Origin of the sequence: Bacillus sp. FSL W8-0920 (genome assembly GCF_038593215.1) — a bacterium.
In the GTDB taxonomy this organism is placed as follows: Bacteria; Bacillota; Bacilli; order Bacillales; family Bacillaceae; genus Bacillus; species Bacillus pumilus.
On record NZ_CP151974.1, the window covers coordinates 3,010,736 to 3,023,463 of the forward strand.

The following is a 12,728-nucleotide window of genomic DNA, read 5'->3' on the forward strand; positions in this document are numbered from 1 at the left end:
CGTTCTGATAAAAGAAAAACAGCCTCTAATAAGACTGTTTTACGCCCATCTATTTATTAATTTGTTCCCCATTGATGACAACTTTCTGAAAAGAAGGCGCTACTGCATGCTCCAAAGAAAGTGGATACGTCACATGGTCTATGACACAATTTTTCATGTTGAAGTTTGTCACGGGGGAATGTGAGTAGGCAGCTATTTTCACACCATATCGTCCGCCGCTGCTTTTCAGTCCTTCCACTTGAATATGACGTACAACAGGACGATGTGGACCCGCATCCCCTTCCTCATACATCATGTCGATACAGACCACTTCATGCTTTAAGCTTTTGACTGTGTTGTTTTTAAAGTAAATATGTTCAATGGTACCGCCTCTGACAGAGTTGGTTTTAATCCGCAGTGCCCGGTCAAGGTTCGGACTATCCATGACATTATTCTCTGCATAGATATACCTTACCCCGCCAGAGATTTCACTCCCAATCGTCACTCCGCCGTGTCCATCACGCATCTCATTTCTACGAATAACAATGTTTTCAGATGGAATCCCTATTCTCCGTCCGTCCTCGTTCCTTCCAGATTTGATGGCAATACAATCGTCGCCATTATCAAAATAACAATCTTCAATGAGCACATTCCGGCAAGACTCCGGATTGACACCATCTGTGTTTGGTCCATGCCCGATAATATGAACTCCACGGACAATCACATGTTCACTTAGTACAGGGTGAATTTGCCACATCGGTGAATCCTTCACTGTCACTCCCTCAATAAGAACTTGCTGACATTGGTAGGGCTGGATAAAGCTTGATCTTAAATAATGCCCTTCTCCAAACACTCTTTCTTCTACTGGTATTCTCTTTTCAGCCATGTCAAATAGAAGCTGACGATCCCGATCTTGAGAAGGCTGGCCATTCGTGCCATATTTCCAAGGCCACCAATGATGCTCATCTCCTCTGCCATCAAGCGTTCCAGCTCCTGTAATGGCGATGTTTTCTGCATGGTGTGCATAAATGAGAGGTGAATAATTATAAAGCTCAACCCCTTCATATCTTGTCAGGACAAGCGGCAGATAATCCTTTCGGTTTTGGCTGAATGCCACATACGCTTTCTCATGCAAATGCAGCTCTACATGACTCTTCAATTCTAGCGCACCTGTCACAAACGTCCCTTCTGGAATCAGCACACGTCCCCCTTTCAAACGGTGCGCATCATCAATGGCAGACTGGATAGCATCTGTTGAAAGCTCGGTTCCTTTTGCATCTGCCCCATAATGAACCACATTAAATTCACGATCAGGGAACAGTGGTGCTTTTATCTGCTTTAACACCTGATCGATTCCGTTTGCTTCTTTGTCTTTCTTCCCTTGCCTTGCTAAACGAGTGAGTCCGATTCCTGTGAGTACCGTTCCTGCTGTGATATACATCAAATCCCGTTTTCTAGACACATTCTCATCCCCCTGTCGCCTTAAAGTGTGACACCTGTTTTGAAAATAGCCAGCTCTCTAAAATTGTTTTTTTCATGATTCAATAGCTTCCCGCTCGCCACCTCAATGACAGTTGAAATAAATTTTTCTAACACAATATCTTCTGGTACATCTTCAAGCAGTTCTCCCGCATTAAAGTCAATCCAATGTTTTTTTGTTTCATATAAGGCTGTATTCGTCGAGACCTTCATTGTTGGGACAAACGTGCCGAATGGTGTCCCTCTGCCTGTTGTAAAAAGAACCAACTGACAGCCAGAAGCGGCAAGAGCAGATGAAGCAACCAAATCATTTCCCGGTGCACTTAATAAATTTAGGCCCTTTCGCTTCAGCAATTCCCCATATTTCAATACATCTTGAATGTCAGAAGTTCCTGCTTTTTGTGTACAACCGAGAGATTTATCCTCTAATGTCGAAATTCCACCTGCTTTATTTCCCGGGGAAGGATTTTCATATACTGGCTGTCGATGATCCATGAAGTATTGTTTAAAGTCATTGATCATTTGCACAATATTGTCGAAAGTCGCTTCTGATTCCGCTCTCTCCATTAAAATCGTTTCTGCTCCAAACATTTCGGGCACTTCTGTTAACACTGTCGTGCCGCCTTGAGCAACAATAAAATCGGACAGCCTTCCTAAAAGCGGATTTGCGGTAATGCCGGAGAATCCATCTGATCCCCCGCACTTCAAGCCGATTTTCAGCTCAGATAACGGGATTTCTTCACGGTGATCTTCTTTCGCTGCCTCATAAATTTCCTTGAGTAAAGCAACTCCCGCCTCAATCTCATCTCCTACTTCTTGGCTTCTTAAAAATTTCACTCTCTCATGGTCATATTCACCTAATGTAGACTGAAAATCTTCAATGTCGTTATTTTCACAACCAAGTCCGAGGACGAGCACTCCTCCAGCATTGGGATGCTTCACGGCATTTTGTAAAATGATTTTTGTATTCTCATGATCGTCCCCAAGCTGTGAGCATCCATAATTGTGCTTTAATACAAGAGCTGTTTCAAACGGATGGATGCTTCCGCCCATTTCAGCGGTGAATATTTGGATGATTTGATCGGCAATGCCATTTACGCATCCAACGGTTGGGACAATCCAAAGCTCATTGCGAATCCCGCTTTCCCCATTTTTTCGTTTATATCCTTTAAATGTAAGATTCGTTTTTTCATAGGGGTTATTTGTAAATGAAGGCTCGTATTCATAATCGAGCTTGCCTGATAGATTGGTTTTGATGTTATGTGTATGCACCCATTCTCCAGCAGAAATGGCAGTCGTTGCATGCCCAATGGGGTAACCGTATTTCATGATATTCTCTCTTTGCTTGATATCAGCCAATGCAAACTTATGACCTTTGGCGATGGTCTCTTTTAAAATAACGGAATGATCTTGATGATGTAGCTCCTCCCCTTGTTCAAGCACTTTTAAAGCAATACCGACATTATCTGAAGGGTGAATCACAATAAAATCTTTCATGCCTTCTCCCCCTGACTTTCATATTGATGCTGCAGCATTCGTTGAACAGCCGCTCTCATCCCTTGCTCCTGTATGAGGGTAAGCTGATCAGCTACAGCGTGAACCAAATCATTTATATCCGTTAAATTTTTCCCCCATAATGACTCACATGATAGAATCTTAGCTGCGATCGCTTCATTAGATTGGTTCTCTCCTTCAAAGGCTTCCTTCATGAATACCAGTACAGTCTCATCATCCTTTATCTTTTCTGCATGTGCTCTGTAAAAATAAATGAGGCTGCTGAGTGAAAACACGAGTTTCATTGGCAGTTGTTTCTTTTGCTCAACATAATCAAGCAATGACGGAAGAATACGGGTTCGAAACTTAGATACACCATTGAGCGCAATATCCAGCAATTGATGCTTCACAAATGGATTGCAAAAGCGATCCCAAACCGATTGTGTATAAAGAAGAAGCTCATCTCGAGAGAGCTCAAGCCCTGGCAGCACTTCCTCCTCCAGCATCCGCCGGATGAACGGGCCAACATCCTCATCATCCACAGCCTCTTTTACAGTTTCTACCCCGCATGAGTAAGCGATTGGCACCATCGCTGTATGGGCACCGTTTAAAATCCGTACCTTGCTCAGGCGATAAGGCGCAATATCCTCTACAAAAAGGACATTTAAACCTGCTTCTTGAAAGGGAAGCTCTTTTTGTACGAAGACAGGTGCTTCAATAACAAAGAGGTGATAGTATTCTGCCGTGACAAGCAACTCGTCGATATATCCCTCTTCCTTTTGAACAATTTCAGCTGCTTCCTTAGAAAACCCAGGAACGATCCGATCCACAAGCGTATTACAAAACGTATTGGCTTCCTTGATCCATGTGATAAACGCAAGCGGCAGGTCCCACTTAGTTGCCATGTCTATCACATATTCCTTCAAGCGATCACCGTTATGTTCGACCAGTTCACATGGAAGGATGATCAGCCCTTTTTGTTCATCTCCAGCAAATGCTTTAAACCTGTGATATAGGAACGCCGTCAGCTTTCCTGGAAAACTCGCTTGCGGTCGATCCTCCAAGCGATCCGCCTTTCTGAACATAAGCCCTGCCTCTGTCGTGTTGGAGAAGACAAAGCGGAGATCGGGGTTTTCAGCTACTTGTAAAAAAACATCATAATCCGTATACGTACTGATTCCTCTGCTGATCGATTGAATGACCATCCGCTCATTCATTTCTTGCTGGTCATGATAGCCCTGTATACATAATGTGTATAAGCCATCTTGTTCATTTAAAGCTGCAACAGATCCTTTTCTCGGGGGAACAACAACAGCTCTTCCTTTAAAATCTGTGCAGTCGTTCAGCTTTTGGATGTGCCAATTAATAAAGCCTCGCATAAAATTCCCTTCACCAATCTGCAAAATCGTTTCCGGATACTCAGGCACCGGGTATAGGGCTTTTGATAAACGTTTCAAATGGATTCCCCTCTCTGTAATTTATGCACACGTGAACATTCTTCTATAAAAGATGCTGATTACTGCACCTTTTTGACTGAATCTCTGATCATCAGCTCTGTGTGGACATACATTTTTTCCATATGATCTTTTTCCTGCTCTTCACCGTTTATGACGGATAGGATGGCTTCTGCTCCAAGTGCACACATTTTTTCGATTGGCTTTTTCACCGTTGTTAGTGCAGGCGTGGTATAGGATGAAAATGCAATATCATCAAAACCAATAATAGAGATATCGCCTGGACACGTCTTGCCCTTTGCATATAAAGCATTCATCGCACCAATGGCCATGTCATCGTTAGAGCAAAAAAGCGCTGTTGGCGGATGATCAAGGGTCAGCAGAGATTCCATTGATTCATAGCCGCTTTTCATATGGTAGTCACCCGTGATCATATATTCTTTTTTCATAGGAATATGGTGATCAATTAACGCTTGGAGAAAGCCAGCTTTTCTCTCCTGAGTCGATTTAAAGCCTTCTTTTCCTTCAATGATGGCGATTTGTTGATGGCCTTGCTGAATGAAATAGTGCGCTGCCTGATATGCTCCTTGACTATCATCTGCTAATATATTCATCACTTCATTACTTTCTACACGGCGATTCAGCACAATGATTGGAATGCCCTGTTTCTTGACATGATGGATAAACGCTTCATCGTGCTCGCTTTGGCTCATCAGCAAAATGCCATCGTAGCGCTGTTTATGAATGGTTGTGTAATCGTGAAAATCGTCAATACCCCTAACAAACAGATTGTAATGCTCTGTCATGACGCTATTGACGCCTTTTAACGCATCCACAAAGAAGCTTGAGGATGTGCCTTCTGTTAAACTCGTGAAAAACAGACCGATTGTAAACGATTTTTGTGATACAAGGCCTCTGGCATGGACATTTGGTGAATAGTTCAGCTGTTTTGCAATCGACAAAATCTTTTGTTTTGTCTTCTCTTTAATAAAAGGACTGTTATTCAAAGCCCTTGATACTGTGGTATGAGAGACATTTGCCAATTTTGCTATGTCTTTAATTGTGACTGTCATGCTATTCCGCCTTTTATGATTTTTTTCCATCTTATCATAAAACCGCTTTCATTTTCTCACCTTTTTCCTCATGTGATTTTACTTTGATGATGGAGCTGCTTTGCCCGGTCAAATTGAAAATATTGCTTGGCATTTTCATAGCTGATACCTTTCACAATGCCCCCTAACAGCTCAAGGTCATAGGGGACTTCTCCTTTTTCTACCCAATCCCCGATGATATCACAAAGCAGTCTTCGGAAATATTCATGCCTTGTATAGGACAAAAAGCTTCGTGAATCTGTTAGCATTCCGATAAAACGGCTGATCAGTCCGATACTGGAAAGAGCCATCATCTGCTCTGTCATTCCTTGCTTCGTATCATTAAACCACCAGGCTGTTCCGTGCTGCATCTTCCCAGGTGTCTTCCCGTCTTGAAAGCTTCCAGCCAATGTTGATATCACTACATTGTCCCTTGGATTCAAGGAATAAAGAATCGTGTTTGGCAATGCATCTTCTTGTTCTAAACGATCTAATATTCGGCAAAGCGGCTTTGCAATGTCTTCGTCATTCATCGCATCGTACCCCGTATCTGGTCCGAGCCTCTCAAACATTTTCGTATTGTTGTTTCTAAGTGCATTGATATGAAGCTGCATTGCCCAGCCACGCTCACAGTAAGCCTGACCTAGCATAATGAATGTCTCTGTTTTAAATTTGATCTTCTCTTTTTCCGTCAATGGATGACCAGACATTCTTTTATGAAAGATGGTCTCCACTTCTTCTTGTGTCGTTTCTTCATATGTCATTTCATTAATGGCATGATCTGAGATCAAGCAGCCGTGATCATGAAAAAAATCAATTCTCGCACGGAGGGCATGTAAGAAGTCTTGGTAGGATTGTATTGGGATAGCTGAAGCCTCTGCCAGCTCATGAACATATTTTTCAAACAGATCATTCGCTATATCGAGTACTTTATCAGGTCGAAACCCTGGAAGCACTTGTACAGAGAATCCCTCTTCCCGCAGTTTTTGATGATATTGAAGAGAATCGACCGGATCATCTGTTGTGACAACGGTTTCAACGTTTGATTTCATGATGAAGTCTCTCGCCCCAAATCCCTCTCCTTGCAGCTTTTCATTGACTTTCTGCCAAATGATGTCTGCATTTTTTTCATTTAATAGGTCTTCGACTCCGAAATATCTTCTCAGCTCTAGATGAGTCCAGTGATAGAGCGGATTTCCTATGGTCATAGGGACGGTCTTTGCCCACGCCAAAAATTTATCATCATCAGATGCATCCCCCGTGACGTGCGTTTCAGGGATGCCGTTTGCTCTCATGGCACGCCATTTGTAATGATCTCCATAAAGCCATGCCTCGGTGATATTTCGGAAGGTTTTATTTTCATAGATGTCTTTAGGGCTTAAATGACAATGGTAATCTATGATTGGAAGGTCCTTTGCAAACTCATGGTATAACTTTTCCGCCGTTGGACTGTTTAGTAAAAACTGCTCATCTAAAAAGGCTTTCATCAAATTCCCCCATCCCTCTTATCGTATGAAATTGTTTTGTTCACGTTAACAATTTAATTGTAATCGTTTACAAAGTTGATTTCAATCCTAAAACAGGAAAAAACGATCTCCTTTTGAAAGGAAAATCGTTTTTTGGCTATTTTACAGGAGGTGATTTTTTTAGGATAATCGCAATAGTTGTTCCAGCACCTTGTTCACTTTCCACTTGAATATCACCGTCATGCAGCAAGACAAGCTCTTTTGCAATCGCCAGCCCGAGTCCTGTTCCATTCGTTGGGTCATTTGTATTTGTCCCTCTATAGTAGCGGTTAAATAAGTGATCGACCGTTTCTTGTGCCATTCCGCATCCGTTGTCTTTCATTTCGATCCGAACTTCTTCATTTGTTTCAGATAAGGTAGCTGTAATATGAGTTCCTTTTTGGTTATGCTTGACTGCATTCGCTAGCAGGTTCTCAATCACTCGTCTGAACCAGGCTTTGTCGATCTCAAACATGACACCATCAGTTTGATCTTCGAAGGAGGATGGGAAATCTTCTGAAAATGAGCTCCTTGAAAACTCGTCCATAATGGATGCTAAGAATTCACCAAGCTCGATCGGCTTTCGATTAATAGGCAATGCGCCATTTTTTAGTCGATACGTGAGGTTTAAATCTTCAATCAAGGTCGACATGTATTCTGATTTCTCACGAATCACCTGTCCCATTTCCATGACTTCTTCCTTGGACCATTGATATTGATCAGATTCAAGCATGAGCCCGTAGCCGTAAATCGTACTAAGGGGTGTTTTCAAATCATGAGACAATCCTGCAATCCATTCTTCCCTTGTGGTTTGAATTTTTCTTCGGTTTGCTTCATTCTCTTTTAATGTAAGCGTGAGCTGATCCATTGTTTTTAGGATATCCTCAAATAATCGGTATTCCCGCTTAATACGACCTTTTTTATTTTTACTGATTGGAATTCCTTTTCTATTTGTTGGTTCCTGCAATTTATTTCTAGATAAGAAAATCAGCCAGCGGATAATGTGATAGATCGGCAGTCCATAGCGATACGAGTACCATAATGTCATGACGATAATAATCGTAATCGCAAGACCTGCAATTAAGATGGTCGTATATTGATTTAAAGCGTCTGTTTCTTTATCGTATAATCCATCTGGGCTGTATACTTTATTTGGTACAGAAATAATGATATACAGGTTTTTATTCACTCTGATATAAGACAGATCACTTCTAAACTCCCAAGGCTTTGATTGATACTTGAGCAGTTCAACATCTGTTACCTCATGTTTCAAATTGGTATTGGCTCGAATACCTTGTAAATATTTCCCTTCATCATTGAACAGATGCACCGATCCATTCATTCTCTTCAAGAATTCTTTCGTTTCAACCGAATATTGAGATAATGCAGCCAAGTCTTTCTCGTGTTGCTTCAGATAGTTGGCGACCTTTGTGCTGTTCGTTTTGAACCCGTATAGCACGATAAAGCTTTTTTGATCAATCTCAATGGGCCAGAAGTACATCTTGTAATCTTTATATTGCCTTTTTTCAAAGATCTTGATCATTTCATCCTTTTGATAGGAAGTTGGAATGGACTTAGGGCGGTGATAGCTATAGACGTTATCCTTTTTTGAATCAATGACTTGCAGCCATCCGTCTCGTTTTCTCACTGCTTGTTTCAGCTGATCATCGGCTTCCATTTTTCCATCCTCATTAAAATAAAGCCAGCTCATGAGTGTATCTCCATCAGCTTTTGTTAAACCGGTTTCAGCCATGTTCTCGTAGTATTTTTTTAAATATAAATTATCAGAGAACGTATTTCCGATGATCAAAATGGCAATCACAATAAACATTTGTCCGACAAAGTGAAAGAAGAGTTTTGCTCGTAGATTCATAAATTATTTAAGAACCTTTGCTGGGTGCGGTATAAATTTATAGCCCATACCACGGATCGTCACAATATATTCTGGCTGACTCGGATCTAGCTCGATCTTTTCTCTCAGCTTTCGGATATGAACCATCACGGTGTTGTTATCACCATATGATGGGACGCCCCATACTTTCTCATAGATTTGATCTTTTGAAAGAACCATATTCGGATGATCACAAAAGTACTTCAGCAAGGAAAGCAGCTGAGCTGAGCATGCAGTCACCTCTCCTCTTACTTTCAATTCGGCTGAATGAGGATGATAAGAGAAATGGGCATATTCGTATTGACTTTGAGCCTCATCGTGGTCTTCCTTTAAAGAGATATATGTTCGGTTTAAGTGAGCCTTAATTCTAGCCACTAGCTCTAGCGGGTTAAATGGCTTTGTGATGTAATCATCTGCTCCTTGAGCAAAGCCGGTCAGTTTATCTACATCAGACGTTCTTGCGGTTAAATAGAAAATGGGCGCTTTCGTATATTTTCTCATTTCAGGAAGAACATCAAAACCAGACTTACCGGGCATCATCACATCTAGAAGTAAAAGGTGGATGTCCTCGTTTTTGACAACATCTAATGCTTCATCTGCATGGTAGGCTTTATAAATATGCTTGAATCCTTCTTTTTTTAATACGCGTTCAACCATTTTTACAATTGCTTCTTCGTCATCTGCAATCAATATTTTTGCTGTTTCCACGCATCTCTTTCCTTTCTAGCTATGATCTCTAACCGTATATTACCATTGTCTAAAGTAAAAAAGTACCTCTTTTCTGCATAAAAGCGAAAAAATATCAACTGGAGAAAATGGCAGCACTAGGAAGTTTCAGAGACGCAAAAAAACTCGGCTATTCCACCGAGTTCCTTTTACTTCTATTATCCATTCACAGCTTCTAGCTTTCTTTCATGATTCATTAAGTCATATGTTAAACAGATCGGCTTATTCGTTCTAGGGTCAAGTACGATTTCTGCATCAATGTGGAATACCTGACCAAGCACTTCTTTGGTCATGACCTCATGAGGCGTCCCATCTTTGATGACTTTTCCTTGATTGAGGGCAATCATGTAATGAGAAAAACGTGCCGCATGATTCAAATCATGAATGACCATCAACACAGTTCGTCCCTGCTCTCTGTTTAACCGTTCTAGCAACTGAAGAATCTCGAGCTGATGTGCCAGGTCCAAATACGTCGTCGGCTCATCCAATAGAAGCAGTTCTGTTTCCTGGGCAAGTGCCATCGCAATCCATACACGCTGACGCTGTCCACCAGAAAGTGCTTCAATTGGCCGGTCATGAAAAGCAATCATACCCGTTTCTTCAAGTGCCCATCTGATGATTCGTTTATCTTCATTTGATAAGCGTCCAAATCCATTTTGATGTGGGAAACGTCCATATGACACCAGCTCATACACTGTCAGTCCACTTGGTGCTTCGGGCGTTTGCGGTAAGATCGCCATTTGTTTTGAAATTTCTTTTGTAGGCGTTTGATGAATAGCCTGACCATTTAAGTAAACAACGCCTTGATTGGACTTCATGATACGGGACATTGTTTTTAAAATCGTTGATTTTCCGCACCCATTCGGTCCGATTAGTGTTGTCACCTTGCCTTTTGGGATACTGATATTTAAATCCTCTACAATCAAACGGTCCTGATAACCGATACAAAGCTTTTCTGTTTCGAGCGATTTCATAAGTTTTTCTCCTCCCTCATTAGTTCGTTTTCATCAATAAGTAAATGAAGTAAGGTGCGCCTAAAGCCGAAACGACAAGACCAACTGGCACCTCTGATGGTGCAAGTATGACGCGGCCAAGTGTATCTGCCAGTAATAATAACAATGCGCCAATCAACGCGGAGGCTGGTATCATTCCTTGATGCTTTGGTCCAACAAGCTTTCTCGCCAAGTGCGGTGCGGCTAACCCTAAGAACGAGATACTACCTGCAACAGCGACACTAGCACCTGCTAATGCAACAGCAATCAGCATAAAAAAGCTTCTTTCTTTATGAACCGAGATCCCTAAGCCGTAGGAAAGCTGGTCACCCAAATTCATGATATTTAAGTAGCGTGCTCTTACAACCGCTAATACAAGGAAAATCAGCATCCATGGCAGGACAGCCAGGACATACGTCCAGCTTGAGCCCCAAATGCTTCCAGATAACCACACGATGGCTTGGTTAAAATCATTTGGGCTCATTTTTAATTGAATAACCACAATTGCTGCTGAAAACGCAGCATTCACGCCAATACCCGTTAAAATCAATCGAACAGGTGTGATGCCTTTTTTCCACGCTAACACATAGATGAGAAATGCAGCAAAGCCTGCACCTACAAAAGCGAAGAGCGGCAGTACAAAGATCGTAAAATCACCTAGGTTTGACATCGTACCTTGGAAAGCAAAAATAAACAAAACCACTGCAAAGCCTGCGCCCGCATTGACACCAAGAATGCCTGGATCGGCTAAACCGTTTTGAGAAACACCTTGCCAAATCGCTCCTGATACAGCGATAGAAGCGCCAACAAGTAAAGCGATGACCATTCTTGGAAGTCTGAACTCGAATAATACAAGCTCATCCATTTCACTTCCGAATCCAAAAAATGTTTTCAATGTATCCATCGGAGAAATGCGAATTTCTCCGGTATTTAAACTAATAAGGAACACAGCCACGATCGCCAAAAAGATCATGAGCATCGTTCGTTTGTATTTCTTTTTCTTTGCCTGCTGCACCATTTCCATCTAAATCCCGCTCCTTTCACGTCTAGCTAAATATAAGAAGAAAGGAACGCCTATAATTGCAGTAATGGCACCGACTGGCGTTTCAAATGGGGCATTGACCAGCCTTGCAGCAATGTCTGCATAAATTAACAGAACCGCCCCTAAAATAGCTGAGCATGGGATAATCCATCGATAGTCAACTCCGACCAAGAAACGAGTGACATGAGGAATCACAAGCCCGATAAAGCCAATAGTACCGGCCACTGAGACAGCAGCACCTGTTAGAAGAATGACGACCAATATTCCAAGTACCTTGACAGTTTTCGTGTACTGTCCAAGCCCTTTTGCCAATTCATCACCTAAGCTGAGAACAGTGATCGAGCGGGCAAGAATCATTGCGATGATCAGCCCCGCAACCGCAACTGGAATGATGACCTTAATATTGCTCCAATTCACACCAGCCACGCCGCCAGCATACCAAAAGCTCATGTCTTGAGCGACGTCAAACCGGATGGCAATTGCTGAGGAGATGGAGCTTAAAAGTGCCCCAACAGCCGTACCAGCTAGTGCGAGCTTCACTGGGGTCAATCCACCTTTTGAAAGAGTACCGACACCAAACACAATAGAGGCAGCGAGTGCCGCACCAACAAATGACCAAAGAATTAATGTAAAAGAAGATTGTCCTGGGAAAAAAGCAAACGCAATGGCAATCGCAAATGCAGAGCCATTTGTCACACCCATAATTTCAGGAGACGCAAGCGCATTTCTTGTCATGCCTTGCATAATAGCCCCCGATACGGCTAAAAAGGCACCGACGAGTGCAGCCCCAACTGTACGCGGCAGCCTCAATTCCCGGATGATTTGATGTGAAGTTTGCTCATGATCAAATTGAAAAATGGCTTCCCATACCGTGTGAAGATGAATATTTGCTGCTCCTAATGATACCGATAAAAAAAGACCAAATGCTAAAGCGATAATTCCTATGATGACAACAACTGCTGTTCCAAAGGGTTTCGTGACAATATCCATTGCATTGTCTTTGGCCGGCAGCTGTTTATTCGATTGTGAGCCCAAAACCAGTCTCTTCCTTTCCGTTCAAATCTATTCCTCATTA

At 42.1% G+C, this 12,728-nt stretch carries 10 protein-coding genes; all 10 read right to left on the minus strand.

Translation table 11 applies throughout. The features are described 5' to 3' along the window. Positions 1 to 49: 49 nt before the first annotated feature. The 10 genes from NSS78_RS15410 to NSS78_RS15455 all read right to left on the minus strand — a co-directional run bounded on the left by NSS78_RS15410 (position 50) and on the right by NSS78_RS15455 (position 12,688). Positions 50 to 1,441, minus strand: a complete 1,392-nt coding sequence (locus tag NSS78_RS15410) for a glycoside hydrolase family 28 protein (RefSeq protein WP_212045530.1) — start codon at positions 1,439 to 1,441, stop codon at positions 50 to 52. Between the two features lie 20 nt (positions 1,442 to 1,461). Then, positions 1,462 to 2,955 carry an altronate dehydratase family protein gene (locus NSS78_RS15415; protein WP_212045531.1) on the minus strand — a complete coding sequence of 498 codons (1,494 nt, stop codon included), beginning with the start codon at positions 2,953 to 2,955 and terminating at the stop codon, positions 1,462 to 1,464. Then, positions 2,952 to 4,409: a tagaturonate reductase gene (locus NSS78_RS15420; protein WP_327839832.1), complete on the minus strand. Its 1,458-nt coding sequence runs from the start codon at positions 4,407 to 4,409 to the stop codon at positions 2,952 to 2,954. Before NSS78_RS15420 ends, NSS78_RS15415 begins: the two co-directional genes overlap by 4 nt. A 59-nt stretch (positions 4,410 to 4,468) precedes the next feature. Beyond that, the gene (locus NSS78_RS15425; protein ID WP_003212963.1) at positions 4,469 to 5,479 is read right to left on the minus strand and encodes a LacI family DNA-binding transcriptional regulator; all 1,011 of its coding nucleotides are present in this window, start codon (positions 5,477 to 5,479) and stop codon (positions 4,469 to 4,471) included. Between the two features lie 68 nt (positions 5,480 to 5,547). Beyond that, positions 5,548 to 6,984 carry a glucuronate isomerase gene (uxaC, locus tag NSS78_RS15430; RefSeq protein WP_212045533.1) on the minus strand — a complete coding sequence of 479 codons (1,437 nt, stop codon included), beginning with the start codon at positions 6,982 to 6,984 and terminating at the stop codon, positions 5,548 to 5,550. A 136-nt stretch (positions 6,985 to 7,120) separates the two neighbouring features. Continuing rightward, positions 7,121 to 8,875, minus strand: a complete 1,755-nt coding sequence (locus NSS78_RS15435; RefSeq protein WP_050944114.1) for a HAMP domain-containing sensor histidine kinase — start codon at positions 8,873 to 8,875, stop codon at positions 7,121 to 7,123. 3 nt (positions 8,876 to 8,878) lie between these two features. Further along, entirely contained in the window at positions 8,879 to 9,601 is a 723-nt protein-coding gene (locus tag NSS78_RS15440; RefSeq protein WP_342468154.1) for a response regulator transcription factor, read from the minus strand. Between the two features lie 176 nt (positions 9,602 to 9,777). Further along, positions 9,778 to 10,593 carry an ABC transporter ATP-binding protein gene (locus NSS78_RS15445; protein ID WP_050944116.1) on the minus strand — a complete coding sequence of 272 codons (816 nt, stop codon included), beginning with the start codon at positions 10,591 to 10,593 and terminating at the stop codon, positions 9,778 to 9,780. A 19-nt stretch (positions 10,594 to 10,612) separates the two neighbouring features. Continuing rightward, complete coding sequence (locus tag NSS78_RS15450; RefSeq protein WP_065098030.1) at positions 10,613 to 11,635, minus strand: iron ABC transporter permease; 1,023 nt, start codon at positions 11,633 to 11,635, stop codon at positions 10,613 to 10,615. After that, on the minus strand, positions 11,636 to 12,688 hold the full coding sequence (locus NSS78_RS15455) for an iron ABC transporter permease (RefSeq protein ID WP_212045534.1): 1,053 nt from the start codon (positions 12,686 to 12,688) through the stop codon (positions 11,636 to 11,638). Positions 12,689 to 12,728: the final 40 nt, after the last annotated feature.